Annotated in this window: 24 protein-coding genes; 12 read left to right on the top strand and 12 right to left on the bottom strand. The window is 62.6% G+C overall.

Translation table 11 applies throughout. The features are described 5' to 3' along the window. Positions 1 to 79 precede the first annotated feature (79 nt). On the bottom strand, positions 80 to 970 hold the full coding sequence (locus tag PQR40_RS34330; protein WP_408336495.1) for a LysR family transcriptional regulator: 891 nt from the start codon (positions 968 to 970) through the stop codon (positions 80 to 82). Positions 971 to 1,107: 137 nt separating this feature from the next. On the opposite strand from PQR40_RS34330, the gene PQR40_RS34325 reads away from it, so the two are divergent. Continuing rightward, positions 1,108 to 1,833: a pirin family protein gene (locus PQR40_RS34325; RefSeq protein ID WP_408336492.1), complete on the top strand. Its 726-nt coding sequence runs from the start codon at positions 1,108 to 1,110 to the stop codon at positions 1,831 to 1,833. Positions 1,834 to 1,929: 96 nt separating this feature from the next. Next, a complete protein-coding gene (locus PQR40_RS34320; protein ID WP_408336489.1) occupies positions 1,930 to 2,343 on the top strand; it encodes a DoxX family protein in 414 nt (137 codons plus the stop codon). A gap of 86 nt (positions 2,344 to 2,429) precedes the next feature. Here PQR40_RS34320 and PQR40_RS34315 read toward each other — a convergent pair whose 3' ends face one another. The 4 genes from PQR40_RS34315 to prpR form a co-directional block, all read right to left on the bottom strand. Then, on the bottom strand, positions 2,430 to 3,584 hold the full coding sequence (locus tag PQR40_RS34315) for an alkane 1-monooxygenase (protein ID WP_408239897.1): 1,155 nt from the start codon (positions 3,582 to 3,584) through the stop codon (positions 2,430 to 2,432). 351 nt (positions 3,585 to 3,935) lie between these two features. Next, positions 3,936 to 5,534, bottom strand: a complete 1,599-nt coding sequence (gene ahpF / locus PQR40_RS34310; protein WP_408510798.1) for an alkyl hydroperoxide reductase subunit F — start codon at positions 5,532 to 5,534, stop codon at positions 3,936 to 3,938. Positions 5,535 to 5,684: 150 nt separating this feature from the next. Continuing rightward, positions 5,685 to 6,248, bottom strand: coding sequence for an alkyl hydroperoxide reductase subunit C (ahpC, locus tag PQR40_RS34305; protein ID WP_408239888.1), 564 nt, complete (start codon positions 6,246 to 6,248; stop codon positions 5,685 to 5,687). A gap of 136 nt (positions 6,249 to 6,384) precedes the next feature. Continuing rightward, complete coding sequence (gene prpR, locus PQR40_RS34300; RefSeq protein WP_408393284.1) at positions 6,385 to 8,379, bottom strand: propionate catabolism operon regulatory protein PrpR; 1,995 nt, start codon at positions 8,377 to 8,379, stop codon at positions 6,385 to 6,387. A 171-nt stretch (positions 8,380 to 8,550) separates the two neighbouring features. Between prpR and PQR40_RS34295 the strand changes: the two genes are divergently transcribed. The 3 genes from PQR40_RS34295 to PQR40_RS34285 all read left to right on the top strand — a co-directional run bounded on the left by PQR40_RS34295 (position 8,551) and on the right by PQR40_RS34285 (position 11,761). Beyond that, positions 8,551 to 9,432 carry an isocitrate lyase/PEP mutase family protein gene (locus PQR40_RS34295; protein WP_408393281.1) on the top strand — a complete coding sequence of 294 codons (882 nt, stop codon included), beginning with the start codon at positions 8,551 to 8,553 and terminating at the stop codon, positions 9,430 to 9,432. A gap of 351 nt (positions 9,433 to 9,783) precedes the next feature. Further along, entirely contained in the window at positions 9,784 to 11,220 is a 1,437-nt protein-coding gene (locus PQR40_RS34290; protein WP_408393278.1) for an MFS transporter, read from the top strand. A 106-nt stretch (positions 11,221 to 11,326) separates the two neighbouring features. Beyond that, entirely contained in the window at positions 11,327 to 11,761 is a 435-nt protein-coding gene (locus tag PQR40_RS34285) for a GNAT family N-acetyltransferase (protein WP_408510797.1), read from the top strand. Positions 11,762 to 11,776: 15 nt separating this feature from the next. Here PQR40_RS34285 and PQR40_RS34280 read toward each other — a convergent pair whose 3' ends face one another. After that, entirely contained in the window at positions 11,777 to 12,655 is an 879-nt protein-coding gene (locus PQR40_RS34280; RefSeq protein ID WP_408510800.1) for a 2OG-Fe(II) oxygenase, read from the bottom strand. 366 nt (positions 12,656 to 13,021) lie between these two features. Between PQR40_RS34280 and PQR40_RS34275 the strand changes: the two genes are divergently transcribed. Then, a complete protein-coding gene (locus tag PQR40_RS34275; RefSeq protein ID WP_408510796.1) occupies positions 13,022 to 13,666 on the top strand; it encodes a cation diffusion facilitator family transporter in 645 nt (214 codons plus the stop codon). Between the two features lie 6 nt (positions 13,667 to 13,672). Here the strand turns inward: PQR40_RS34275 and PQR40_RS34270 are convergent, their stop codons facing one another. From PQR40_RS34270 to PQR40_RS34260, 3 genes are all read right to left on the bottom strand, one after another. Then, positions 13,673 to 14,551 (bottom strand): 2OG-Fe(II) oxygenase, encoded by an 879-nt coding sequence (locus PQR40_RS34270; protein WP_408510795.1) that lies wholly within the window; start codon positions 14,549 to 14,551, stop codon positions 13,673 to 13,675. An 87-nt stretch (positions 14,552 to 14,638) separates the two neighbouring features. Then, a complete protein-coding gene (locus tag PQR40_RS34265; RefSeq protein WP_408510794.1) occupies positions 14,639 to 15,118 on the bottom strand; it encodes a nuclear transport factor 2 family protein in 480 nt (159 codons plus the stop codon). A 233-nt stretch (positions 15,119 to 15,351) separates the two neighbouring features. Continuing rightward, a complete protein-coding gene (locus PQR40_RS34260; protein WP_408336458.1) occupies positions 15,352 to 16,947 on the bottom strand; it encodes an MFS transporter in 1,596 nt (531 codons plus the stop codon). A gap of 109 nt (positions 16,948 to 17,056) precedes the next feature. Between PQR40_RS34260 and PQR40_RS34255 the strand changes: the two genes are divergently transcribed. The 3 genes from PQR40_RS34255 to PQR40_RS34245 all read left to right on the top strand — a co-directional run bounded on the left by PQR40_RS34255 (position 17,057) and on the right by PQR40_RS34245 (position 20,156). Continuing rightward, positions 17,057 to 17,932, top strand: coding sequence for a LysR family transcriptional regulator (locus tag PQR40_RS34255; protein WP_408336455.1), 876 nt, complete (start codon positions 17,057 to 17,059; stop codon positions 17,930 to 17,932). Positions 17,933 to 18,066: 134 nt separating this feature from the next. After that, positions 18,067 to 18,666 (top strand): hypothetical protein, encoded by a 600-nt coding sequence (locus PQR40_RS34250; protein WP_408336452.1) that lies wholly within the window; start codon positions 18,067 to 18,069, stop codon positions 18,664 to 18,666. A 140-nt stretch (positions 18,667 to 18,806) separates the two neighbouring features. Further along, positions 18,807 to 20,156 carry a DUF2325 domain-containing protein gene (locus tag PQR40_RS34245; protein WP_408510793.1) on the top strand — a complete coding sequence of 450 codons (1,350 nt, stop codon included), beginning with the start codon at positions 18,807 to 18,809 and terminating at the stop codon, positions 20,154 to 20,156. 41 nt (positions 20,157 to 20,197) lie between these two features. Here the strand turns inward: PQR40_RS34245 and PQR40_RS34240 are convergent, their stop codons facing one another. The 3 genes from PQR40_RS34240 to PQR40_RS34230 all read right to left on the bottom strand — a co-directional run bounded on the left by PQR40_RS34240 (position 20,198) and on the right by PQR40_RS34230 (position 21,827). Beyond that, positions 20,198 to 20,521: a winged helix-turn-helix domain-containing protein gene (locus PQR40_RS34240; protein ID WP_527250856.1), complete on the bottom strand. Its 324-nt coding sequence runs from the start codon at positions 20,519 to 20,521 to the stop codon at positions 20,198 to 20,200. A 127-nt stretch (positions 20,522 to 20,648) separates the two neighbouring features. After that, positions 20,649 to 21,284, bottom strand: a complete 636-nt coding sequence (locus PQR40_RS34235; protein WP_408510791.1) for a nitrogen fixation protein NifQ — start codon at positions 21,282 to 21,284, stop codon at positions 20,649 to 20,651. 54 nt (positions 21,285 to 21,338) lie between these two features. After that, the gene (locus tag PQR40_RS34230) at positions 21,339 to 21,827 is read right to left on the bottom strand and encodes a molybdopterin-dependent oxidoreductase (protein ID WP_408239846.1); all 489 of its coding nucleotides are present in this window, start codon (positions 21,825 to 21,827) and stop codon (positions 21,339 to 21,341) included. A 227-nt stretch (positions 21,828 to 22,054) separates the two neighbouring features. Here PQR40_RS34230 and PQR40_RS34225 point away from each other — a divergent pair, with 227 nt between their 5' ends. The 3 genes from PQR40_RS34225 to PQR40_RS34215 all read left to right on the top strand — a co-directional run bounded on the left by PQR40_RS34225 (position 22,055) and on the right by PQR40_RS34215 (position 25,807). Then, positions 22,055 to 22,993 carry a hypothetical protein gene (locus PQR40_RS34225; RefSeq protein WP_408239843.1) on the top strand — a complete coding sequence of 313 codons (939 nt, stop codon included), beginning with the start codon at positions 22,055 to 22,057 and terminating at the stop codon, positions 22,991 to 22,993. Positions 22,994 to 23,076: 83 nt separating this feature from the next. Next, positions 23,077 to 23,952, top strand: coding sequence for an extracellular solute-binding protein (locus PQR40_RS34220; RefSeq protein ID WP_408510790.1), 876 nt, complete (start codon positions 23,077 to 23,079; stop codon positions 23,950 to 23,952). Between the two features lie 16 nt (positions 23,953 to 23,968). Continuing rightward, positions 23,969 to 25,807 (top strand): ABC transporter ATP-binding protein/permease, encoded by a 1,839-nt coding sequence (locus PQR40_RS34215; RefSeq protein ID WP_408510789.1) that lies wholly within the window; start codon positions 23,969 to 23,971, stop codon positions 25,805 to 25,807. Positions 25,808 to 25,870: the final 63 nt, after the last annotated feature.

Raw genomic sequence — 25,870 nt, 5'->3', positions numbered from 1 at the left:
AACGCTAATAGACCACTAAGAAAGCAAGAAAAGGCCAAAACCATAAAAACACAGACAAGCGCCACACAGGCAAAAAAAATCAACCCACCAACCCCTTCCCCAAATGCTCCCGCAAAAATTCAACAAAAACCCGAATCGTGACAGACCTCTGCCGATGCTGCGGATAAACAGCATAAACACTAGCCACCGAAGGTAAAAACCCGTCCAGAACGCTCACCAACCTCCCACCCCGAACAGCATCAGCAACAATAAAATCAGGAAGCCGAACAATCCCCAACCCAGCCACTGCCGCATCGCGAATCAGCTCCCCATTATTAGCCCGCAGCGGCCCATGCACTTCAAACCCTTTCGAAACACCATCAACAACAAAATCCCAACTCACCGCCCCGCCATGCCCATACAGCAAACATGAATGCCGCGCCAGATCGGCAGGATGAAGCGGCGCCCCACGCCGCCGCACATACCCCGGGCTACAACATGCCACCATCCTGACATCGATGAGTTTCTGCGCAATGAGCGACGAATCCGGCAACGTGCCGATCCGGATCGCCATATCGAACCCCTCACCCACCACGTCGACAGTGCGATCGCTCAACTCCATATCGAAACGCACGTCCCCATGCTCGCGCAGGAAGTTCGCCACCAACGGCGACAGATATGTCATCCCGAACGACATCGGCGCACTGACCCGCAACAGCCCACGCGGCCCGGCGCGGCGTAGCGACATTGCCTGCTCAGCGTCTTCCACCTCGCCGAGAATGCGCCGCGCACGCTCATAGAACTCCTGGCCCAGTTCAGTTACGGCCAGCTTGCGCGTATTGCGGATCAACAGTTGCACGCCGAGTGCCTCTTCGAGCGCCATCACGCGCCGGCTGACGAACTGCTTCGACAGCGCCAGCCGCTTTGCCGCCGCGGTGAAGTTATGGGCGTCGACCGTGGCGACGAAGATCCGCATGTCATCGAGTTGCATTTTTGTTGTCCACCTGATTGAGACAGTGTTTCCTATTTATATCCGATTATAACCATCCTGATTGACCTACACTGTCATTCATGGATCGCGGACAAACAACTGGCCGGATCGCACAACCAGAACCAGGGAGAAATACGATGCTTGAAATCAGACACGCCAATCAACGCGGCCGCGCGGAGCACGGCTGGCTTAGCTCGCGTCATACGTTTTCCTTCGCGAACTATCACGATCCGAAGCAGAATGGCTTTTCCGACCTACTCGTGATCAACGACGACCGTGTCGCACCGGCGCAAGGTTTCGGCAAGCACCCGCACCGGGACATGGAAATTTTTTCGTACGTGCTGGAAGGCGCGCTGGAACATAAAGACACGATGGGCACCGGCTCGGTGATCGTGCCTGGCGACATCCAGTTGATGAGCGCGGGAACCGGCGTCGCGCATAGCGAATACAACCATTCGAAGAGCGAGCCCGTGCACTTCATGCAAATCTGGATTGCACCGGCGCAGAAAGGCACCGCGCCGCGCTATCAGCAACGTCACTTTGGCGCGGACCAGAAGCGCGGTATGTTGCGTCTGGTGATGTCGCCGGACGGTGCGCAAGACTCGCTAGTGCTGCAACAGGATGCACGGGTCTATGCCGGTCTTTTCGACGGCGACGAAACCGCACGTCTCGAACTGGCCGACAATCGCTATGCTTATATTCACGTGGCGCGCGGCAGCGTCACGGTGAACGGCGTCGAACTTGGCGAAGGCGACGGCGCACGGGTGCGCGGCGAAGAAGCCCTCACCTTGATGCAAGGTCACGACGCGGAAGTGTTGGTGTTCGATCTGCGTAACATCGAGATGTCAGAGTTGTGGGCTTAAGCGGCCTGGTCCTGTCGATAGACCTGGCCGGCTTGAGCACGGCTCGCGGCGAACTTTGCGGCGAGCCGCTCCCTTCCTTACCTACAGAGAAAAATCATGCGCTATACGTTATTTGAAAACCAGAAAGACGCAGTCATTCTCGTCGCCCGTATCCTGTTGATGGTGCTATTCGTGATGTTCGGCTGGTCGAAGCTGACCGGCTTTTCCGGCACCGTCGCTTACATGACGTCGACCGGCGCGCCGGCGCCTGAGTTGTCGGCGATCATAGCCGTGGTGATGGAGTTTGTTGTGGGCATTGCGCTGCTGGTGGGCTTCTACACGCGGCCACTTGCTTTGCTGCTGGCGCTCTATACGCTGGGTACGGCGATCATCGGCCACCACTACTGGAACATGACGGGTGCGATGCAGTACGAAAACATGATCAACTTCTACAAGAACATCAGCATCATGGGTGGACTGTTGCTGTTGTGCGTGACCGGCGCCGGCAAGTATTCGATCGACCGGCGTTAAGGCTGCGCTGCCGCTATTCGATCAGTTCCACAAGAAAGCCGCCCGGCATTGGCCAGGCGGCTTTTCTTTGTATCAAGTAATCCACGCTAACCGGCAAACTGCGCCAACACGCGCTCACGAATTGCCGGCCGGATATTCGACTGCGCCATATTGCCGTGATAATGCGCGACCACACGTGGGTTCATCACGTGAAACCACAGTGGCGGCACATACGCGAACATGATCATCGTCGCGTAGCCGGAGGGCAACTGCGGCGCGCCGTCGAAATGACGCAGCGCCTGATAAGAACGCGTCGGATTCGCATGATGATCGGCGTGACGCTGCAACTGGTACAGAAACAGATTCGTCACGATGCGATTGCTGTTCCATGAGTGCTGCGGCTGGCAGCGCTCATAACGGCCGCTCGCGAGTTGCTTGCGGCCAAGTCCGTAGTGCTCCAGGTAATTGACCACTTCGAGCAGCGAGGCGCCGTACGCCGCCTGGATCAGCAGAAACGGAATCACCGTTTTGCCGAACAGCGCGATCATCGCGCCCCACAGCACGACGGTCATAGCCCACGAGTGCAGGACTTCATTGCGCCATGTCCAGGGCGATTTGCCAAGACGTTCGAGCCGATGCTTCTCGAGGCGCCACGCCGACGCGATGCTGCCGAACACTGTGCGCGGCAGAAAACGCCAGAACGATTCGCCGTAGCGCGCACTCGCCGGGTCAGGTGGTGTCGCTACGCGCACATGATGTCCACGATTGTGTTCGACGAAGAAATGACCGTAGGCGACCGGCGCCAGCGTGATCTTGGCGAGCCATCGTTCGAAACCATCGGTCTTGTGGCCGAGCTCGTGCGCGGTATTGATCGATACGCCGGTAGCCGCGCCCAGCGAGAGCGCAAAGCCGAGATAGTCGTACCACGTCAGCGAGTGCGTGCCGACGATCCACAGCGCGCCGACGAACGACACGTATTCGATGAAGGTGGCGAGATAGACCACGCGGCGGTAATAGCGCTCTCTTTCGAGCGTGGCGACGACGTCCTCGGGTGGATTGCTCGGGTCGTCGCCGATCAGATAGTCGAGCACGGGAATAATGCCGAACACGAAAATCGGCCCGAACCACCAGAAAATGTGCCAGCCGGTTTGCAAGGCCAGATTGGCCGCATTCAGCGGCAAGGTGATGGTGAGCGCACCGAGTAGCCACAAATAGCGTTTGCCGTCGACCCACCGAGCCGGGGCCGCTTGCGATGTTGCCATTGTCTCCCTCCTTGTTTTATGTCGCCTGGTATCGGCAAGCTGTGCGCTTGCGAGCCAGTACGCATGTCGGCGGGACCGTGCCCGACTCCCAGATTTATATGGCCTGACGGGTTGGATAGCCAAGGAATTGGCCCAGGTGGGAGGCTCCAAACAAAGGGGCCGCTGATGTGGCATTCAGGGTGGGCTTCGAGCGGGTGAATGAAACGGGTGTTTGCCGGGATGCTGCAGTGCACTGGGCGGTCGGTCGAAATCACCCGGCGGTAAGGCCCGCATTGAGGGGGTCCGGTTTCAACCGTAAACAAAAACGGCGGCCCGAAGGCCGCCGTTCGCGTTCACCACCAAAACCAAAGATCAGCTAGCTGCCAGCTCCGCTTCCGCTTCGTTCACCACGTCGTCAACCTCGTCGCCGTGACGAATCAGGTGATCAAACGCGGAGAGCGATGCCTTCGCGCCCTCACCCACCGCAATCACGATCTGCTTGAATGGGACCGTGGTCACGTCGCCGGCAGCGAACACGCCCGGCACCGAGGTCGCGCCGCGTGCATCGACGACGATCTCGCCGTGCTTCGACAACTCGACCGTGCCCTTCAGCCATTCGGTGTTCGGCACAAGACCGATCTGCACGAACACGCCTTCGAGTTCGATATTCTTCGTTTCGCTCGAACGCAGGTCCTTGTAAATCAGACCGTTGACCTTCTTGCCGTCGCCGGTGATTTCCGTGGTCTGTGCCTGTGTCACGATCGTCACGTTAGCCAGGCTGCGCAGCTTGCGTTGCAGCACTTCGTCAGCACGCAGTTGCGCACCGAATTCGAACAGCGTCACTTCACGCACGATACCCGCGAGATCGATCGCCGCTTCGACGCCCGAGTTGCCGCCGCCAATCACCGCAACGCGCTTGCCCTTGAACAGCGGACCGTCGCAGTGCGGGCAGTACGCCACGCCGTGGTTACGGTACTCGCGCTCGCCCGGCACGTTGATTTCGCGCCAACGGGCACCCGTCGCCAGAATGATCGTCTTCGCCTTCAGCACCGCGCCATTTGCCAGACGCACTTCATTGATGCGGCCCGGGATCAGCGCTTCAGCGCGCTGCACGTCCATGATGTCGACTTCGTAGCTCTTCACGTGCTGTTCGAGCGCCGTGGCGAACTTCGGCCCTTCCGTTTCTGTCACGGAGACAAAGTTCTCGATCGCCAGCGTATCGAGTACCTGGCCGCCGAAGCGTTCCGCCACGACACCCGTCGCAATACCCTTACGCGCCGAATAAATCGCCGCAGCCGCGCCCGCAGGGCCACCGCCAACGATCAGCGTATCGAACACCGGCTTCTTTTCCAGTTCCTTAGCCGCACGCGCACCGGCATTGGTGTCGAGCTTCGCGAGGATTTCCTTCACGCCGCTGCGGCCCTGGCCGAACACTTCGCCGTTCATGAACATGGTCGGTACCGCCATGATCTGGCGCGCTTCGACTTCGTTCTGGAACAGCGCACCGTCGATCGCCACGTGGCGGATGCGCGGGTTGATCAGCGCCATCACATTCAGCGCCTGCACGACTTCCGGGCAGTTCTGGCATGACAGCGAAAAATACGTTTCGAATTGATAGTCGCCGTCGAGACTACGGATCTGTTCGATCACCGCGTCGTCGAGTTTGACCGGATGGCCGCCGACCTGCAAAAGCGCGAGGACGAGCGACGTGAATTCATGCCCCATCGGAATACCGGCGAAACGGATGCCCGTCGCCTTGCCCGGCTCGCCAATCGAAAACGACGGCTTGCGCGCTTCGTCGCCGCGACGCTCGATCACGGTAACGCGTTCCGACAACGTCGCGATATCGTTCAGCAATGCCAGCAGCTCTTGCGATTTCGCACTGTCGTCGAGCGACGCGACGATCTCGATAGGCCTGCTAACCTTTTCGAGGTAGGATTTCAACTGAGTCTTGAGATTGGCGTCCAGCATGGCTTTCGATTCCGTGACGAGGGTGTTGGGTCCCAGGTGCCGCACGCATCCGGATAGGAAGCGCGCAGCCCGGGGGCGTGCGAACCGCGGTAAGAAGCGGTCCGCACAGCGGTGCGCCGTAAGGCGCCTACTGCGAGGGTCTTTTCGACCTTAGATCTTGCCGATCAGGTCGAGCGACGGCGTCAGCGTTTCTGCGCCCGGCGTCCACTTGGCGGGGCAAACTTCACCCGGGTGAGCCGCGATGTATTGTGCAGCCTGCACCTTGCGCAGCAGTTCGCCGGCGTCACGGCCGATGCCGTTGTCGTGCACTTCGCACAGCTTGATCTCGCCTTCCGGGTTGACCACGAACGTGCCACGCAGCGCCAGGCCTTCTTCTTCGATCAGAACGTCGAAATTGCGCGAGATGGCCAGGGTCGGGTCGGCGATCATCGGGTACTTGATCTTCTGGATCGTGTCCGACGTGTCGTGCCATGCCTTGTGCGTGAAGTGCGTATCGGTCGACACGCTGTAGATTTCAACGCCGAGCTTCTGGAATTCGGCGTAACGATCGGCCAGGTCACCCAGTTCGGTCGGGCAAACAAACGTGAAGTCAGCCGGATAGAAAACGAAAACCGACCACTTGCCCTTCAGGCTTTCTTCAGTGACGGTCACGAAATCGCCCTTGTGATAAGCCTGTGCCTTGAACGGTTTGACTTGACTATTGATGATCGGCATTTACTGAGTCCTCTTTCGGAGTGGTTGGAAAGTGGAGTCAGTATGTCAGACGACGCTTAATAGGTAAAGCGGATTGTTTTAATGATAGTGATAGTCACACGCTATTTATCGACCTGCTGGCGGCTATTGCGCGGGATCAGCTCTTCATGAGCCGCCAAAGGGTGGTGCGGCCGATTCCCAGTGCCCGGCTTGCCGCGGCGCGGTTGCCGCCGGCATGTTCGAGGGCGCGTATAACGTCCTCGCGGTTGGGTGACGCGCGGGCGGGAACATCGCCGGTGCCAGGGGGCACTGCGGCAGACGCTTTCAAGGCCGCCGCCTGCTGCATCCGGCCGAATTCCGGAAACACCGTCTGCAGATCCTGCCCACTCTCTCCGGCCGAATCGCCCAGATAAATCGCGGCGCGCGCCAGCAGATTTTCCAGCTCCCGCACATTGCCGGGCCACGCATAGTGCTCGAACAAGGGGGTGAGGAAGGTCAGCACCCGCTCGGGCGCGCCGCCCGACAGCCCATATTGGAGCGCGCTGCGGCTTAACAGGTGCCGCGCCAGTTGCGCGACATCGCCACGTCTTTCGCGCAGCGGCGGCAATTCTATCTGAAGCAGGTTGAGACGAAAATACAAATCCGCGCGAAACACGCCCTGCTCGACCAGCGCGTGCAAATCGCGATGCGTGGCGGCGATCACCCGCACATCGACGGGAGTCGCGCGCCCGGCGCCGAGCTTCATGACTTCGCGCTCCTGCAACACCCGCAGCAGCCGGCTTTGCAACGCCGCCGGCATCTCGCCGATTTCGTCCAGAAAGATCGTCCCGGTGTGGGCGATTTCGAAGAGGCCGGGCTTGCCGCCGCGGCGCGCGCCGGTGAACGCGCCTTCCTCATGACCGAACAGTTCGCTTTCGATCAGTCCTTCGGGAAGCGCCGCGCAATTGAAGGCGACAAACGGATTGCCGCGCCGACGGCTGGCATTGTGGATGCCCTGCGCGACCAGTTCCTTGCCGGTGCCGCTTGCGCCGCTCAACAGCACGGTGGCGTCGTGAGCCGCGCCTGCGCGTGCAAGCCGCCGCACCCGTTCGAGCGCCACCGAGTTGCCGACCAGATCCTCCAGCTGGTGCCGCGCGACCAGATGCTTCGGCCGCTGGCTGGTACGCAGCGAGCGATCGATCCGCTGCGCGATCAGCGCATCCTGCACGGTGACCACGGAGCCCGAACGCAAGCCTTGCTCGACGATCGGCACGCAGTTGACGATCAGTGCGCGGCCGCCGATCTGCTCGATGCGCTCCTCGACCGGCATGTCATGCTCGAGTGTCTCGCGCAGCAACGGGCCGACGGCGCGTGTCAATTGCGCCGGGACGTCCTGATCGCGATCGAGCCCGAGCAGATCGAGCATCGCCGGATTGACCGCTTCGAGCTGACCGGCATCGTCGAAGGCGGCCACGCCGTCGCGCAGATGGGCGACGATCGTGTTCAGGCGCACCCGCTTCGATTCCTTCTGGCGGCTCACGCGCGCCAACTCAACTGAGCGTTCGAACGCTTCTTCGACCGCGCCCAGCGAGTACAGAAAGACGCTCTCCAGACCGGCTTGCTGGGCAAAATCGCAGGCCATGCCGGGGCCGATGATCACGCTGCAGCCCTCTGCCGCCAGATTGCCGACCGCGAGCCGCACTTCGTCGACCGAGCGGTAGGCGCGCTGTTTCAGGTCGACGTTCAGCCACGCGCTCAGGTCCGCGAGTTCGTGTGAAATGGTTTCGTGCAGGACCAGGCCAATTGGCGCGCCGGGCCAGGTCGTCGTGGCGCGGGTGATTGCGCTCAACACGTCGAAGCCGTTCACCTTGACCATCACCACCGGCACGCTCAGGTTGTCGCGCAGGTAGGCGCCGTTCGATCCGGCGGCCAGCACGACATCGACCGAACCCGCGTCCACATAGGCCTGCAAGGCCGTGACGGCGGCGCCATAACCTTCCCGGACCGAAAAGAACCGGGCCCGCCCGGTGTAACGAGGCGCGACCGTTTCGCAAAGCGATTGCAGGCGGCTGATACTGACCAGTGCGACGCCAGGGCGGCCAGAATCAGGATTGGCAAGAGACGACAAGAAAGTGGACACTGCAACGCTCCGCTCGTGGCTGGAACGTTCCATGAAACGTTTCATGGAACATGCCGCCATTCTGCCATGAACCACGCTGTCACGCCTTTTCTGGCCAAGCTGCTGATTGTTCGGCACAAATTCTGGGAACCGGCGAATGGCATGCTTCCTGCAATTTCAGTTCAGCGTTCTATCACCGACTTCCCCAACTGGAGACACATCATCATGAGCACTTCCGCTAACCGCCGCGCCGCGTTCCGCGCCAAGGTCAATCAACGCCCGGGCCTGCTCGTGCCGGGCGCCTTCAATGCAATGAGCGCGCGCGTGATTGAAGACGCCGGCTTCGAGGCGATCTACATCACAGGCGCGGGCGTCACCAACATGTCGCTCGGGCTGCCCGATCTCGGCTTCATCGGCCTCGCCGAAGTCGCCGAGCATTGCGCGCGGATTCGCGACGCGGTCGCGCTGCCGCTGATCGTCGATGCCGACACCGGCTTCGGCAACGCACTGAACGTGCGCCAGACCGTGCGCGTGCTCGAACGCAGCGGCGCCGACGTGATCCAGTTCGAAGACCAGGTCATGCCAAAGAAATGCGGCCACTTCGCCGGCAAGGAAGTGGTCAGCGCCAGTGAAATGGTCGGCAAGATCCGCGCGGCGGTCGACGCCCGCGAAGACGGCAACCTGCAGATCATGGCGCGCACCGATTCGGCTGCGGTTCACGGCATCGAAGACGCGATCGAACGCGGCCATCGCTTCATCGAGGCCGGCGCCGACATTCTGTTTATCGAAGCGACCGAATCGCTTGCCGACATCGAACGTTTGCCGTCGCTGTTCGACAAGCCGCAATTGATCAACATCGTGATCGGCGGCAAGACGCCGGTGCAATCGCGTGAAGCGCTCGCCAAGCTCGGCTACGGCATCGTTCTGTACGCCAACGCGGCGCTGCAAGGCGCGGTGCTCGGCATGCAACGCGCGCTCGGCACGCTGAAAAGCAATGGCCGCCTCGACGAAGACGCCACCCTGGTCGCACCGTTCAGCGAACGCCAGCGCCTTGTGAACAAGCCGCTGTACGACAAACTCGATCGCGAATACGCAGCAAAGGACTGAGCGGCGGGACAAGCTGTGTTTCCGGTACGGCACCTGGCACCGGTGCCGCTGCGTGCCGGCGTATGCGGTCGTGCGTAGCTGCGTGTGGCTGCGCGCGATTGCTGTTGCCGCCGTGCTTTGCGGTGCGCCGTCATAGGCCGCTGCATGCCGCCGTGCGTTGGCGCGCGCCGCTACCTGCCACGAATTGTTGCGTTACGATGCAGGGTTGGCGGCTGGAGGTGACAGCTTAAACACGCTCTCGAAAAGGTAGTCGCAAGAAAACATGAAGTCAAAACAATCGCGCGGGATATACCGGCACGCTAAAGGCGTCATTGAATTCACACGCAGTGGCAAGGTGGCGAGGACGGTGCCATGACCGCTGGCGCACGCAACTCGCATATCGGCTGGCTGCCGTATATCGTCGCAGCCACCTTTTTCATGGAGTATCTCGACACCACGGTGATCGCCACGGCCTTGCCGCAGATGGCGCACTCGTTCGGCGTCGGACCGAACAGCCTGAGCCTCGGCATGACAGCTTATATGCTGGCGCTGGCGATTTTCATCCCGGTGAGCGGCTGGGTCGCCGACCGCTGCGGCTCGCGCACCGTGTTCTTCAGCGCGATCGGTGTGTTCACGGTGGCTTCGGTGTTGTGCGGCCTGTCGCAGAACGTGACCGAATTTACGGCCGCGCGACTGCTGCAAGGCATGGGCGGCGCGATGATGGTGCCGGTGGGCCGTTTGATCGTGGTCCGCAACACGGAGAAGAGCCGGATGATGCAGGCGATCTCGACCATCACATGGCCGGCCATTGCCGCGCCGGTCATCGGGCCGCCGGTGGGCGGCTTCATCACCACCTATGCGTCCTGGCGCTGGATCTTTCTGCTGAACGTGCCGTTCGGTCTGGCTGCGATGGCCGTTGCGCTCGCGCTGGTGCCGAACCTGCGCGGCACCGAACGCAAGCCGCTCGACGTCGTCGGCCTCCTGCTGAGCGCCACGACGTTGACGGCGATCCTGTACGGCGCGGAACTCGCGAGCCAGCCCGGTGAGAATCCCTGGGTGGCTGGCGCGTTCATCGCCGGCGGATTGCTGATGGGCGTAGTGGCGTTCCAGCATGCGAAGCGTCACCCGCATCCGCTGATCGACGTCTCCACGCTGAAAATCCCGACTTTTTCCGTGACGGTGGTAACCGGCTCGTTCACCCGCATCGGCATTGGCGCGGTGCCGTATCTGATGCCACTGCTGTTCCAGGTCGGCTTCGGGTTGTCGGCGTTCAAGTCGGGGCTCCTGTTACTGGCGAGCGCGCTGGGCAATCTCGGCATGAAGGCGCTGACCACACGCATCTTGCAACGCTACGGTTTCCGGATGGTGTCGATTGTCGACGTGGCGGTCGCCGGCGTATTCATCATTGCCTGCGGGCTGTTGACACCGAATGTACCGCTCGTGCTGGTTCTGTTCGTCGTGTTCATTTACGGCGTAGCGCGTTCGATGCAATTCTCAACGCTTGCCACCCTCGCCTACGCCGACGTCGCACAGCCGCAGATGAGCGCGGCGAGCACGCTATGGAGCGCTGCCGCCCAGATGACGATCGGTTTGGGCATTGCCTTTGGCGCCGTCTCGCTGCGCGCAGCAGCGGTCTTCAATGGCGAGACGACCGGGCGTGTTTTCACGCTGGACGATTTCCGCCTGGCGTTTCTGTTTGCCGGTGTGCTGACGCTGGTGTCCGTGATCGGCTACCTGGGTCTCGCGCACGACGCCGGACAGAGCATCGGCGGCGGTTCGCGCAGCGTCGAGGACCCGGCGAAGAGCTGAGCGCAAAGCGGGCGTGATGGAAGAGTTTGACGCTGGAGTTGAAGCGGCGCCGCCGAACCGGCGCCGCATCCTTTGATTGCTTAACCGGAACAGGCGGAGACACGCGGTGCAAGCCAACGAGCTGACGATTTCGAGCAACAAGACCGACCTCGACATAGAGATGATCTACGCGTTCCTGTCGCAGGAGACAGCATGGGCGAAGGGCATGCCGCGCGAGACGTTCGACCGGGCGATAGCGGGGTCGCTATGTTTCGGCGCGTATATCGAAGGCAAGCAGATCGCATTTGCTCGCCTGATAACGGACCAGGCGACGTTCGCCTACCTGTGCGATGTGTTCGTGCTGCCGGCGTATCGCGGCAAGAGATATGCGTCAGCGTTGATGAAGCACGTATTCGCCAGCCCATCTCTGACCGGCTTGCGCAGAGTCGTGCTGGTAACGACAGACGCTCACCACGTCTACAAACCGCACGGCTTCAAGGAACTGACGACACCGGAGCGCTATATGGAACGGCACAACCCGGACGTTTACAAGACGGCTTGAGCGATGGCTTGAGCACTAAGCAAACACCGCTTCCCTGACCCACTTGGTCATAATCCATTTCTCGCCTTCCAGAACAGGCGCGCCGCCATGCAAGCTCAAAGGATCGAGCTGCCGCGCACCGTTCATATAGCGGAAATAGACAGCGCCACCCCGCTGAGGGGCAACAGACACGCCAGCGTCGGGGAAAAAAGTCTCCCCTCCGGTGGCCACGTCGTTGAGATACAGAACCAGCGTGGCGACCCGCTGCCCGCCGCGCGCTATATGCACGCCACTCCCCGTGTGCGACGGCGGGAAATAATCGAAGTGCGCCCGATATTCGGCGCCAATCCCGTACCTCAGAACCTGTAAGCCTTCGCCATTCTCAACCGGCCAGTTCATCAAACTGGCAAAGCGCTGTTCGAGCCGTTCCAGGAAAGCGTCCGCACCGCGGTGATACCAGGCGCCTTCGCTAGTGCGATTAGGAATCACGTCTCTCGAGCCGTTCTCAGGGTTGACGGTGGTGGACCGCTTAAGCAACGGCCTCGACCGTTCGATCATCTCGTCGCACTCTTCGTCTGACATCACGTCGGCGAATACGACGATCTGCGGCCGCTCGCAGCGCATCAGTACCTTGACGTCACGATCGCAGGCACGAATCACGTTGCCCGCGGCGACCGGCGCCAGATCGTAGCGGTATTGGCCCGCGGCCGCCTCGATACCGCATGGCGTGGCAGCGGCTGCCGCGCGTGCCGCATCGGCAGCATCGGCAGCATCGAACGAAGCGTTCACCGTGGCTCGCGCGAGTTCCGATTCAAAGCCGGCACCCACCATCGCATCCACCAACGCCGCAGGGCTGAAGCCCCGGTCGATGTGACTGTTCAACCAGGTTTTCACGGCATCATTTACGACAGGCATACGTTTCATCCCACATCCGAAGTTCGCTCGCTCAGCACGCGGACCGGGCGTGCGGCCATTCGAGCGATGCTGACGAAAGCACAGGATGATAGGTGGCCATCCCGTCGCAATTCACGCGACGATTCGGAAACGGGCCTTGGTTGAAACGCATTCAGCGTCGGATGCGACGCATTGGCAGCTACGAAATTTCCGGCTCGCAGACTCTTGAGCGGACCTGGTGCATCTGATTGCCGGCAGCCGTTACCGCACTGTCATCGGCGCGCCACGTTGGACGGGTACTTTCCTGCGACAACTCAACGCGTCCCGACCCAATGCCACAGCCTTCCGAGCGCGAAAGCCGCAGCCGCACCATCAAGGGCGGCCGCCTTGCTTAAAGCCGCCTCCGCCAGCGCGCTGCTCAACGCATTCCTCATGGCGATGCAGATCGCCATCGGCTTAACCGCACATTCGGACGGGCTGTTCGCGGACGGCGTCCACACCTTGAGCGACCTGGCGGCCGACAGCATCGTGCTTATCGTGCTGTTCCTCAGCACGAAACGCTCGAATGCAACGCTGCCTGACGGGGACAGCAACGTCCCGCAAGCCGTGGCATCCCTCTTCATCGCCGCGCTGTTAATCGCCACGGCAGCCGAAATGCTCTGGCACAGCATCGGGCAAACCGCCACCTTGAGCGGCAACACGACGATGCAAGTCTGCGCACTCGCCGTCAGCGGGTTCGTCACGATCGCCAAGGAAACGCTGTTCCGCTATATGCGCGCCGAAGGCCAGCGCACCGGCTCGGCGATTCTGCTGGCAAGTGCATGGCATGCGCGCATGGATGCGGTGTCCGCGCTGGTCGCGACGCTGGGTGTGGCCGGCAGCATGGCGGGTATGCCGATGCTCGACCACGTGGCAGGCGCGGCGATCGGCCTGATGATCATGCGCATGGGCTGCGTCAGCGCGCGCAGCGTATTGCAGCAACTGTCAGCCGGCACGGCAGGAAAAACCGCCGCGGGTCACGCGGCCAAATAGCGCGCGTTAGCCGTAGGCCCGCTCGCGCATCCACTTCGTCATGATCCATTTGTCGCCGCCGAGCACCGGCGCACCGCCGTGCAAGGTCAGCGGATCGAGTTGACGCTGGCCGTTCATATAGCGGAAATACACCGCCCCACCTTGCCTCGCCGCGACTGACATGCCCGCTTCGGGGAAAATCGTTTCGCCGCCGTCGGGTACGTCGTTCAGATAGATCACCAGGGTCGCCACCCGTTGGCCGCCTTGGGCGGTATGCACCGCGCTGCCGGCCTGATCGGGCGGGAAGTAGTCGAAATGCGGACGATACTCGCCGGTCGTGCCGTAATGCAGAATCTGCAGCCCTTCGCCATTTTCAACCGGCCAGTTCATCAGGCCAGATATACGGCGGTCCATCTGCTCGATGAACGCGTCTTCGCCGCGCTGGTACCAGATACCTTCGCTGGTGCGGTTGCGGATCACGTCTTCCTTGCCGGTGACGGGATTGACCGTGGTGGAGCGTTTCAGCCGATGGCGCGAGCGTTCGATCATCTCGTTGCACTCGTCAGGCGACAGCACATCCGCGAACACAATCACTTGCGGCCGCTCGCAGCGCATCAACACGCGGACATCGCGATCGTGAGCACGGATGACATTGCCGCGCGCAACGGGCGGCTCGTCGTACTGGTACGTTTGCGGTGCGGTTTGTGCCAGCGCCGCCTCGGTCGCTGCAGGCGGCGAACCCGCTGCATCGGCCGGGTTCTTACCGAACGCCTTGTGCACTTCCGCGCGCGCGGTTTCTGTGGCGAAACCGGCTTGCACCATCGCGTCGATCATCGAATCGATGCTGCAACCGCGCGCTACGTTGCTGCTCAGCCATGCTTCCCATGACGCATCCACTACCGGCATACAGCTCCCCGCTTGTCCATGTCACGAAATACTGCATCAACTGGCCGGCTGATAGCAAGACTCGGTGTATTGCGCCGGGTTGTCCTGTCAGGCGCGGCGCTGTCTGCGTCGATAGAGGTCGAGCCCTTTTCTCGCCTGCGCCCTGATTGCGCGCTGCACGAAGGGTGTCCAGCCGAGCAGCGCGCCCTTGATCCCCAACGCCTGACGGGCCCAGCGCCAGAGGTCGAAGGTATCGCGATGTTCGGCGATGCGGCCTTCACGAAACACGAAACGCGCATCGATGCGGTTGACCACCGTACGGCCCGTCTGAGTGAATGTGTAACGGGCGACCCAGTGGGCGCGGCCGTTCAGGTCGTCCGCTTCGACGCCGTCGAAGGTCAGAGAAAAGTCCTGCGCGCGCGCCACCAGCATGCGCCACATGTCGCGCGCCTCGTCGCCGCGCAACTCGCCAAATGCCGGATCGCTGAAGACCACGTCGTCGGCATAGCAGGCACCCATTGTTTCGGCGTCACGCTGCTGGAACGCGGTGTAAAAACGCTCGATCAGTTCGGTGTTGGGATGGCTCATTTTCTTGTGCTGTGCGTTGCCTGGCCGCGTAAACGGCCCGGAAAGGAGCGTGCGTCGAGGTTTGAGCGCGCACGAGCAGCACAATATCGGAAAACGGGGCGGCCGGGGCGGTGAAGCCCGGCGGGTGGCAACGCAACTGTCCGGGGCGACGAGGCCCAGCCGAGCGGCAACGCAACTGTCCGGGGCGGCGAAGTCCGGCCGGACGACAAACCCGCTGCCGGGCCCGCAGCCACCTATCCGTTCGCCGCAACTCCAGACACCCGTACCGCGTCGCCCTTGCGACCCAGCAGCCAGATTCCGGCGGCAATCGACACCGCAGCCGCGCCAACCAGATAAAGCGCCGCGGCAAAGCCGCTGGCAAAACTCGCGTGCGCGGCCGACACCACCGTGCCCCGCAGTGCGGACGGCAGATGCGCGGTGGCCTGCGCCATATCGCCAGCCAGCAAGCGCGACATGAAACCCGCGTCGAGCGCGGCGCGGATATCAGGCGTCATTTGCGTGCCGGCCACGAACGCAGCGTGGGTGCGGGCCGCGAGTACCGCGCCGAGCACGCCCACCGAGGTGACGATGGCCGTGAAGCGTGTCGTCGTGCTGATACCGGACGCCATACCGGTTCGGTTTGATGGCACGCACGCCATGATGGCCTTCTGCGTGTCGCCATTCATGATCCCCGCGCCCAACCCGGTCACGACCATGCCGAGCGCCACCAGCGCATAACACGCGTCGCCGGCGACCAACGCCGTCAGCAGATTGCCGGCCGCAATCAGCAACAAGCCTGTCGACAGCAACGCCATGCCCGACATCCGCCTCGCGAGCGCCGCGCCGACATAAGGCCCAACCACCATCGCCAGCGCGAACGGCAGCATGCCGACGCCCGCCGCCACCGCCGACAGACCGAACGCGTTCTGCAGATAGAGCGGCAAAAACGTCATCATCACCTGCGCGCAAGCGGCGTAGCCGAACATCGCGAGCACGGCGGCGACAAAGCGCGGCTGGCGGAACAGAGCAAGGTCGACCATCGCGTGTGCCCGCGAGCGTTGCACCTGGACGAACGCGCCGAACAGCAGCGCGCATGCCGCGAGCCTCGCGCCGGTTGCCCAGCTCGCGAGGCCGTCGGTCGGCACCTCGATCAGCGCCCAGATGCCGAGCGCGAGCGCAACGCCGAAGAGGATGCTGCCGGCGGCATCGAGCGGGCCAGGTTCGGGATTGCGCGACTCGCGAATCGCGCGTGACGCGCACCACGCGAGTACCGCACACACGGGCAGATTGAGCAGGAAGATCCAGCGCCAGCCGAGCCATTGCGTAATCACGCCGCCGACGAGCGGCGCGACCGTCGTCGCGAGGCCCATGCAGGTGCCCCACACGGCCCATGCGCGCACGCGCGCCGGACCTTCGTGAAAGGTATTCGCGATCACGGCGAGCGCCGCGGTGAGCAGCATCGCGGCGCCGACGCCCTTGACCGCGCGCGCCACATTGAGCACGGCCGCCGATGGCGCCGCCCCGCAACCCAGCGATGCCAGAAAGAACACCGCGAGGCCGAGCAGCAGCATCCGCTTGCGGCCGACGCGATCGGCGAGACCGCCCGCGGGCAGCAGACATGACGCGAAAGCCACCATATACGCACTGACCACCCATTCGACATCGGCGAAACTCGCGTGAAACGAGCGCGCAATCGACGGCAAAGAGACGGCCACGACATTGGTATCGAGGACGATCAGCGCGCAGCTCGCCGATGCGGTGGCCAGCACGAACGCGGGGTTGACGGGTTTTGCACCTTTCGAGCCGGGCAACTGTGCGGGCAGCGTGGGACGGACGGACGTGGATGACATGCAGGCAGGTGGAATCGAATCGAAGTCACTCGATGGTAACGAAGCGCCTATTGCCTGTCATTGGCATAAAATCACAAAATAATTAGCTTCAGCGGAAATACCGAAAACCATGCGAAAGCTCGAACTTCGCCATATCCACGCATTCGTTTGCGTCGCGAAGCATCTGCACTTCTCCCGCGCCGCGGATGAATTAGGCATCGCGGCGCCAACGCTAACCAAGCTGATCCAGGAAGCGGAGCAGCTGCTCGGCGTGCGGCTGTTTCACCGCACCAAGCGGTCGGTCGCGTTGAGCGCGGCAGGGAACGCCTACCTCGCCGAAGCGCACAGTGCGCTCGAGCACCTCGCGCGCGGCGAAGAGCGCGCGATTCTCGCCGAGCGCGGCGAGTTGGGAAAGATCGAAGTCGGCTACGTGGCTTCGGCCCTCTATGCAGGCGTATTGCAGCGGGCGGTCGGCGGCTTTCGTGCTCAATATCCGGGCGTCGACATTTCGATTCGCGAGGTGCCGATGGACAGCGCGGCCGAGATGCTGCGTGACGGTCTGCTCGATGCAGCCTACGTGCGCCCGCCCATGCCGCTTGTCGAAGGGATTCAGGCAACCACCGTGCACCGGGATACTTTTGTCCTTGCGCTGCCGGAAAGTTGCGCACTGGCTCGCTCGCCAGGCATCAAACCGTCGCAACTGCGCGACCAGTATTTCGTGCTGCCCGAACAGGAAGCCGGCACCTTCGAAGTCGCACGGCGGGGGCGTTTTTCGCCGCGGCTCGGGTCGCGTCCCGGCACGCTCGCGGCGGTGCTGGCCTGTGTATCGCTAGGCGGCAATGTGGCGGTCGTGCCGCATACGCTGGCCGATTGCATCGCCCTGCCGGGGGTTGTCTACCGAAGCATTGCCGGCAAACCCATTGCTTCGGAAATCGCCATTGCTTACCGGAAGTTCGAGCGGGCGCCCGCCGTGCAAGCGTTTCTCGAGTTCGCACGAAGCAGGTAAAGCAGGCCTCCGCTACCCTCGCGGCGGCTTTCGTTATATCCTGTCGAATATCACGGTATGCTCTCGTGGAGCGCGTCGGGCCACCCGCCGATCGCGCACGACGAAGCGAAACAAGCAAGCAGGAGCCAGTAGCGGTGCGTAGTCGACCCACATTGCGAGCCACCTTGTCCGACCCGGCGGGACGCGCCCCGAAAGAGCTTTCGTCGACTATCGTTGCGGTGAAGTCGGTGTCCGAACGCGGCCGCGCCGAGCTGATCCGCGATGTCGTCGATGCCTACCGACGCCTTTACGGCAGCGTGCAGCGCTTTGTGCTGATGCTGACAGACGACCAGTTGAACTTCGCATCGGTGGGCACCTCGGGCTCGCACTCACTGAATCAGTTGCTGTCGATCCTGGCCGAGCAGGCCAAAGCGGCGGCTTTCGCCCGTCTGCGCGATCTGAAAGCTTCGATCGAGGAAGCGCGCTCGGCCGAGCAACTTCGCGACGCGATTTTCTCGGATGCGTTCAGCAACGACCTGGCCGCGTTACGCAAGGTGGTGGCGGAACTCGAACGGCTCGACACGGCATTTATCGGCCTGAGCGTCGGGCACGTTCTGGAGCAGCATGCGCGGGCAGCCGGCGATACAGCGCCTGCCGTCGTCTGGCACGCCACCGGCCGCACTATCGCTGCAGCACCCGCTGCCAGTCAGCGTAAATCACGCGCTGAGCCCGTTCTCGTCCGCCCAAACGACTGATCCATCATCGCCGCACATGAACGTTTTATTCTGCTTATCGCTATATCCTTTCGAATATACCGCCGGTAGCGCTTGCGCGGCGAGCGTGTCCAGCACGCACTTTCAATCAGCCTGACGCCAGAACCGGATTCGAGGTCCTCATGCACACGCCGCCGTTTCGTCTCGCCCAGCCCCAGCGCCTCAAACTGTCTGGCGACGAAGTCGCCGGCACCGGTTTGCGCGCAGCCGACCCCTGTTGCACGCCCGCCCAGGCGTCGTTCTCGAATACCAAACGGCGCGTGCGCCTCGCGGAGCTTGACGGCCAACTGCACTGTTCGATCATCGGCACCTGCCTCAGCACGCATGAACTGCGTAAGTTAGTGCCCAGATTCACTGGTCTCGATCGCCGGGACGCGAGCGATGTCGAGATTCATCACTCGGCCGTCGAACTCGCGATCGATGGCGGCGCGGGCGCCAAAGCCCTGCACAAATTGCTCGACGAGCACTATGCGATGGCGATCCGTCGCTTCGACAAAGCCGCCGACGACGTCGAGTTGCTCAAGCTCTGGGATGAAGCGGTGAAAAGTGGCGACATCCCGCCCGCTTACTGGGCCTTGATGACGCATCCGTACGCGACCTTGCACGTGCGCCAGAAAGCGTTTGGCGAATTGCACATGCTGTCGCATCTGGTCGGCGCGGCGAATCGCGCGGACATCCGCAGGCTGGTTGCGCTCGAAGCGGAAAATGCCGAGTTGAAAGAGAAAGTCGAGCGGCAGCAAACCCGCCTGCAGGAGCTCAGCACGCAGCGCGACACATCGATCGCCGCGCTCAACGAGCAGATCGCGCAGCTCGCCGCCGTGGCTACGCGCCAGACGCCAGCGAATCCCTCCGATCTCGAAGCCGAGGTAGCGAGGCTGCGTGACAAGCTGGCCGACACTGACCAGCGGGTGGCGCTGCATACGAGTCGCCGTGAGGCCGCGGAACAGCGCGTACTGCAGGAACAAGGCGCGGCTCTCACGTTACGCAGGAGCCACGATCAGGCGCTGGCGCTTCTCAAGCTGGTGCAAGGCGAATGCGATGCGCTGGAACGCGCGACGGTGGATGCAGCGGACAGCCATGGCGCGGGGACGCGGCAAGCCAGCCTCGACGGGGTGCGCGGCAAACGGATTGTGTATGTGGGCGGGCGACCCGGCTCGAATGCCGCGCTCAAGCGACTGGTGGAAGCCGCCGGCGGAGATTTCGTGGTGCACGACGGCGGCGTGGAAGATCGCAAAGGTCTGCTGGCCGCTGCGTTGCCGGGCGCGGATATCGTCGTGTTTCCGGTCGACTGCGTCGATCACGATTCAATGAATACGCTCAAGCGGGTTTGCGAACGCCATCAGATCGACTACCACCCGTTGCGCACAGCGAGCGTGGCCAGCTTTGTCGATTTGATGGACCGCCTGCGCCCCGAGCATCTTGCCCAGTTGGGCAATCCGCCGCCGTCGGCGTTTTGCCTGCGCCACGGTTGAAACTTGAGACCTGAGCTCTGAACCGGACAAGCCTCAACCGCTCAGGAGCGAATCATCCTGGTCAGCTCGGCGAGCTGTTTCGCGCAGCTTCGTTGCGCCTCGACTTCGACATCGCGGTACAGACGAATGATGTTTTCGCCGACCGGCGTCAGCGTACAGCCGCCGCCGCTTTGACCGCCTTGCTCCGAGTGCGTGGCGGGCGCTTTGAGCGAACGGTTCAGCTCGTCGATCAGCAGCCAGGCGCGCCGGTACGACATGCCGAGGCTGCGCGCCGCAGCGGAGATCGAGCCGTATTCGCGCACGGCTTCGAGCAGTTCGACTTTGCCCGGCCCAAGCGCGACCGCGTCACCGCTACGGATGCGCATTCTGAAGCGCACTTCGGGGCGCGGTTTCGCGGATTTTGTCGCGGGTGCTGGTTTGGTTTTCGCGGTTTCAGCCATGCGCGAAAGCATACACGAACCGCCTCGCCCTGCCACCCTGGCTGAATGGCCTTCAGCGGTGGTTCGGGAAGCAATGCCCGTAGTCTTCGCAGCCCGGGCAACCGGGAGCCGGGCTGGGCTGAAGCCCTAATGAAAGCGCGCGGTGCTGGGCGAGGAATTTCTTCCAGCGCAGATTGCCGACATTCAGCACGACGAGCGAGGGGAAATACCGCGTCAGCATCCATGTGACTTCTTCGCGGCCCGCGAGGCCGAGGTCGCGCCACAGGTGATCCGGCCGCAAGCATGCGTGAGCGATGATCGAGGCGAGGCAGCGAGCGTCGTTCGCGTCGACAACCGTGCTGGAATACGTGAGCAGCAGCGCGCGTAAGGTTTCGACGAATTCCGCACGTTCGCCGGTGTCGACGGGCGGCAATGAAGACAATGGTGCGGGCACGGCCGCGTGCACAAAGTGCCGCTCCAGTAGCGCGCGCCATGCCTGCTGCGACAAACCAGACAGCGCAAGTTCGTGGCGCACGTCGCGCGCGGCAATCAGTTTGGCGAACAGTTGAGTATCGGGCGACGCGGCGTCTGTGGCCGCGGCCAGCCACTTTGCCGTGCACTCGGCAACCTGCGCGTCGAGCGACGCAAACAACGGTTCGGGGCTGCGCGCGGCAACATCCGCAACAGGCGAAAGCGGTTCGTCAGGCATGGCGGCAACACGATGATGAACAGCCAACCATGTTACGCCTGTCGCACGAATCGATTACGCCAAAGGTTTCAGAACATGGGCCTCAATACGCGCGAGACGTTTGACGTGGCGTGGTGCGGGCAGGATGTCCGAACCGGAAAACAGAATCGGCGCACCGTCCTCGGCATCGAGCGCGCGGCCTCCGCATTCGTATGCGACCAGCACGTTCTCGCCGACCGGCGTGTTGAACAGCTCATGCCACGAGAACGTCACGACGTAGCCATCGTGCCCCACCGCCACGAACACCGTGCGCTTGAACTCACCCGGCACCTCGTTCGGCAGGCCCGCTTCCGAAATCAGGGTCGTCAAACGCACGCCGCGATACGGCTCGACGCTGCGGATAAAACGATTTGTCGTGTAGCAGCGCAGATCAAACGGCGTGGCCAGCACGCTTTCGTAACCCTTGAGCCGCGCGAGGTCAAAAGACAGCGGGCGTTGGAACCGTCCGCTCAGGACGAGCGCGCCGACGACTGCAGGCGCGGCAATCACATTCACACTATCCATCTGCACTTATCTCCAGCATTGATGCCTGAGCGGCTTGTTCACTCGTTATGTCCGTGTGTATATTACGCTGCGATGGCCGCCGCAGCACGAAAATGCATCGATACGCACTATATCGCCAGGCATATCGAACACTCAGCCGGCGTCATCCACACCTATAAAAATTCACGGCCCGTGTCGACAGGCCGGCTTCGCGGCCGGCCTTCAATCCGGCCGGCTCAGGAGATCACATGCGCTTTTCACCCGCTCTCTCGCCCGCTTTGCTCCGCACCACCCGCCTCGCGCTCGTCAGTTGTGGTTTGATCGCCTTGCTGGCGGGTTGCGGTGGCGATGACGTCACGGCAGTGCCACAACGTATCGCCGTCAGCGCTTCGCCGAACGGCATTGCGGTGCGTGCGGCGGACGGCGCCGTCTTCATCACCGACGATCAAACCAACGGCGTGCTTTCCTCACCCGACGGTCACACCTTCTCGCATTACACCACCGTACCGGTCGTGGCCGGCCAGGCGAACAGCCTGAGCCAGTTGAGCTTCGCGGATGCCGGCACCCTGATGATCGAACGCTTCGGCTTCGGCACCGCGAGCGCGGTGTTCGGCATCACGGGCGTGGACGCGATTACGCCGCTGAGCGGCCCCGATCCGGCACGACGCCGCCTTGGGCTCATCTCGATCGGCTCGAATCGCTTGCTGTCCACGTGGTTTGTCAAAAGCGGCAGCACGCCGCCACAAGGCGGCCTGAGCCTCATCACCTACGATCCGAACGCCCATACGGCTGTCGAGCGCGATCTGTTGTCGGGTCTCGGCAAGCCGGTCGGCGTTGCCGTGTCGGGCGACACCGTGTACGTCTCCGATCAGGCGAACAACACCATCGTCAAATCCAGTCTGAGCGCGCTGCTCGGCGGAGCGCAGGCGGTAGCGCCGAGCGCGACGCTCGCGCAGATCAACAGCCCCGACCTCATGGCCGTCGACGCAAGCGGCACCCTCTATACCAAGTGCAACACCACCGGCCTCTGCCGGATCGCGCCGGACGGCACGATCAGTGTGCTTGCAAATGACTTTCAGGACGCTCGCGGCGTAGCCGTGGACGCGCGGCGGCACCAGTTGTACGCCATCGACCGCGCCGGCAGCACGAGCGGCACCAGCTACGTGCGGATTTTCCCGCTCAATTGACCACATCGCGCGCGCAGCGACGCACAACGCAATGCGATGACGTCGTAATATAGCGCTCTTAATAACGTATCGGGGTTAATCGCATGATTCGCAAGCTCCTTGCATCTTTCGTGGTCGTCGCCGGCGTGGTGACGGCCGCACCCGCCTTCGCGCAGGACAACACGGTCAACGTGCTGTACGCCGGCTCGCTCGTCAATCTGATGGAGCGCAGCGTGGGGCCGGCTTTTGAAAAGGCCACCGGCCAGCAGTTCCGCGGCTATGCGGCAGGCTCGAACAAGATCGCCAACGAGATCAAAGGCAAGCTGCGCCGCGGCGACGTGTTCATCAGTGCGAGTCCGAAGGTGAACACCAGCCTGATGGGCGAGGCGAACGGCGACCATGTCACATGGTATGTGAGCTTCGCCGAATCGCCGTTGATGATCGGCTACAACCCGCAAAGCAAGTTCGCGGCGGACTTCAAAAACAAGCGCTGGGATCAGGTGCTGCAGGAGCCGGGCATCCGTATCGGCCGTACCGATCCGAAGCTCGATCCGAAGGGCGCATTCACCGTCGAGATGGTGACGAAGGCCGCGGCGCTCTACCATCAGCCGGACCTCGTCGAGAAGACGCTGGGCGACGCGGAAAATCCCGCCCAGGTTTTGCCTGAAGAAACGCTGGTGGGCCGCCTGCAATCCGGCCAGCTCGACGGCGGCTTTTTCTATTCGACCGAAACGTCCGACCTGAAGATTCCGGCGATCCGCCCGGCCCCCGAATTGCAGGCCAAGGCGAGCTACACGCTGACGATTCTCAACGATGCACCGAACCGTACGGGCGCGAGCAGCTTCGTCGACTTCCTGCTGAGCGCACAAGGGCGTGCGCTCCTCAAGCAACACGGCGTGGACGTGATCAAACCCACCATTACCGGCAACGTGCAGGCGATGCCGCCTTCGGTACAAGCCGTGATCGACGCCGCGCAATAAGGTGGTGAAACAGGCGGTGAAGCGGTCCACCGCGCGACCGCTGCTGTGGCTGGCGGCGCTGCTTGCCGTCTATCTGTGCGCCCCGTTTATTGCGAGCGTGCCGCAACTCGGCGCGGCCGATTGGCCGAATGTCGATTGGCGCGCGACGTGGTCGGCGGTCGGTGTGTCGGCAGCAAGCGCCAGCGTGGCCTCACTGGTGATTTTGCTGGGCGGCGTGCCGCTCGGCTATTTTCTGGCGCGCTCGAACTCGCGCAAGATGGCACTGCTCGGCTTCGTCGTGCAGTTGCCGCTTGCCTTGCCACCGCTCACGAGCGGCGTGTTGTTATTGTTTCTGCTCGGCCCGTATAGCTGGGTCGGCCGATTCACTAACGGGGCGTTGACGGATTCATTTGCCGGCATCGTGCTCGCGGAAGTTTTCGTGGCCGCGCCCTTCCTGATCATCGCCGCGAAATCGGCGTTCGCCGCCGTGGACCCCGTGCTCGACGACGTGGCCGCGACGCTCGGTCATCATGCGGGCAGCCGCTTTTTCCGCGTCATGCTGCCGGTTGCATGGCCGGCAATTCGCGCGGGACTCGCGCTCGCGTGGTTGCGTGCGTTCGGCGAATTCGGCGCGACCGTGATGGTGGCCTATCACCCGTATTCGCTGCCGGTGTACACGTACGTCGTCTTCGGCGGCCAGGGCTTACCGGCGATGATGCCCCTGCTTCTGCCCACGCTCGCGATTGCGATTGTGTGCGCGGCGCTGTCGATTTACAGCCTTCGGCAGAAAGCCTCGCTCGAACAAACCGAAAACGGCGACGATGCGCTGGAACCCGGCACGGATCTAACGGCGAGCCGGGGCGAGACTTCCGATCTTCGTCTCGCCTTTCATTTGCAGCGCCGCCTGGGCGCGTTCGAACTCGATATAGCGTGGACGCCCGCGACGCGACGGCTTGCGATCATCGGGCCATCGGGCTCCGGCAAATCGCTGGCATTGCGTCTGATCGCAGGGCTCGAATCCAACGCATCCTGTTCCGTTCGGCTTGGCGCCACCGACTTGGGCACACTGCCGCCCGAGCGCCGTCAGATCGGCTATATGCCGCAAGACTACGGCCTGTTTCCACACATGACGGTCGCGCAGCAACTCGCGTTTCCCGTCGATGCCGACACGGCCAGTGCGCGTTACTGGCTCGATCATCTCGGCCTCGCGCAACTGGTTGCACGCTTGCCGCATCAATTGTCGTTCGGTCAGCGGCAACGCGTGGCGCTGGCGCGGGCGCTCACGCGTCATAGCGAATTGTTGCTGTTCGACGAGCCGTTCGCGGCACTCGATACGCCACGGCGACGTCGTTTGCAGCAGTCGCTGCGGGCACTGCAGCGCGAGATTGCGGCGGTGACGATTATCGTCACGCACGATCCCGACGAAGCGGCGCTGCTTGCCGACGAGGTGCTGGTTGTCGAACAGGGGCGCGTGCTGCAGGCCGGTTTCATCGATGCCGTGTTCGAACGGCCGGCTTCGATGCGGGTTGCCGAGTTGCTCGGCTTGCACAACGTCGGCGAAGGTTTGATGAGGGCGCCTGGGCGCGTTGAAATTGGCAACGGCCTGGCGATCGCAACGGGCGATAGCGGTTCTGCGATTCCCGTCGGGCAACGGGTGATGTGGCGCATTTCGTCTCACGCCGTGGTTATTTCACCTGATGGCGCGCATGCCGGCGTGGTCGACGCGGTCGAGTTACGGCGCGGTGAGCGGTATGTCCGTCTGAATATCGCGGGGGTGCGCTTCGATATCGCAAACGAAGATGCCCGGCTGCGGGAAGGAAGTGCCTGCCGGATCGATGTGGATGCCTTCGGCGTTTCGGTCTGGAACGTGAGCTAACACGTCTGTTTTGGTGCCAGCAGCAGCGGTGGTTCAACTGCCATGCCGCCGCCGCTGCCAGCA

Origin of the sequence: Paraburkholderia sediminicola, assembly GCF_046026855.1 — a bacterium.
GTDB lineage: Bacteria > Pseudomonadota > Gammaproteobacteria > Burkholderiales > Burkholderiaceae > Paraburkholderia > Paraburkholderia sediminicola_A.
This window is presented reverse-complemented; position numbering and strand designations above follow the sequence as displayed.

Excerpts from the sequence above, each read along its gene's own strand:
- PQR40_RS34330 (WP_408336495.1), bottom strand. The coding sequence starts at position 970 with ATGCAACTCGATGACATGCGGATCTTCGTCGCCACGGTCGACGCCCAT.
- PQR40_RS34325 (WP_408336492.1), top strand. The coding sequence starts at position 1,108 with ATGCTTGAAATCAGACACGCCAATCAACGCGGCCGCGCGGAGCACGGC.
- PQR40_RS34320 (WP_408336489.1), top strand. The coding sequence starts at position 1,930 with ATGCGCTATACGTTATTTGAAAACCAGAAAGACGCAGTCATTCTCGTC.
- PQR40_RS34315 (WP_408239897.1), bottom strand. The coding sequence starts at position 3,584 with ATGGCAACATCGCAAGCGGCCCCGGCTCGGTGGGTCGACGGCAAACGC.
- ahpF (WP_408510798.1), bottom strand. The coding sequence starts at position 5,534 with ATGCTGGACGCCAATCTCAAGACTCAGTTGAAATCCTACCTCGAAAAG.
- ahpC (WP_408239888.1), bottom strand. The coding sequence starts at position 6,248 with ATGCCGATCATCAATAGTCAAGTCAAACCGTTCAAGGCACAGGCTTAT.
- prpR (WP_408393284.1), bottom strand. The coding sequence starts at position 8,379 with ATGGAACGTTCCAGCCACGAGCGGAGCGTTGCAGTGTCCACTTTCTTG.
- PQR40_RS34295 (WP_408393281.1), top strand. The coding sequence starts at position 8,551 with ATGAGCACTTCCGCTAACCGCCGCGCCGCGTTCCGCGCCAAGGTCAAT.
- PQR40_RS34290 (WP_408393278.1), top strand. The coding sequence starts at position 9,784 with ATGACCGCTGGCGCACGCAACTCGCATATCGGCTGGCTGCCGTATATC.
- PQR40_RS34280 (WP_408510800.1), bottom strand. The coding sequence starts at position 12,655 with ATGCCTGTCGTAAATGATGCCGTGAAAACCTGGTTGAACAGTCACATC.
- PQR40_RS34270 (WP_408510795.1), bottom strand. The coding sequence starts at position 14,551 with ATGCCGGTAGTGGATGCGTCATGGGAAGCATGGCTGAGCAGCAACGTA.
- PQR40_RS34265 (WP_408510794.1), bottom strand. The coding sequence starts at position 15,118 with ATGAGCCATCCCAACACCGAACTGATCGAGCGTTTTTACACCGCGTTC.
- PQR40_RS34260 (WP_408336458.1), bottom strand. The coding sequence starts at position 16,947 with ATGTCATCCACGTCCGTCCGTCCCACGCTGCCCGCACAGTTGCCCGGC.
- PQR40_RS34255 (WP_408336455.1), top strand. The coding sequence starts at position 17,057 with ATGCGAAAGCTCGAACTTCGCCATATCCACGCATTCGTTTGCGTCGCG.
- PQR40_RS34245 (WP_408510793.1), top strand. The coding sequence starts at position 18,807 with ATGCACACGCCGCCGTTTCGTCTCGCCCAGCCCCAGCGCCTCAAACTG.
- PQR40_RS34240 (WP_527250856.1), bottom strand. The coding sequence starts at position 20,521 with ATGCGCATCCGTAGCGGTGACGCGGTCGCGCTTGGGCCGGGCAAAGTC.
- PQR40_RS34235 (WP_408510791.1), bottom strand. The coding sequence starts at position 21,284 with ATGCCTGACGAACCGCTTTCGCCTGTTGCGGATGTTGCCGCGCGCAGC.
- PQR40_RS34230 (WP_408239846.1), bottom strand. The coding sequence starts at position 21,827 with ATGGATAGTGTGAATGTGATTGCCGCGCCTGCAGTCGTCGGCGCGCTC.
- PQR40_RS34225 (WP_408239843.1), top strand. The coding sequence starts at position 22,055 with ATGCGCTTTTCACCCGCTCTCTCGCCCGCTTTGCTCCGCACCACCCGC.
- PQR40_RS34220 (WP_408510790.1), top strand. The coding sequence starts at position 23,077 with ATGATTCGCAAGCTCCTTGCATCTTTCGTGGTCGTCGCCGGCGTGGTG.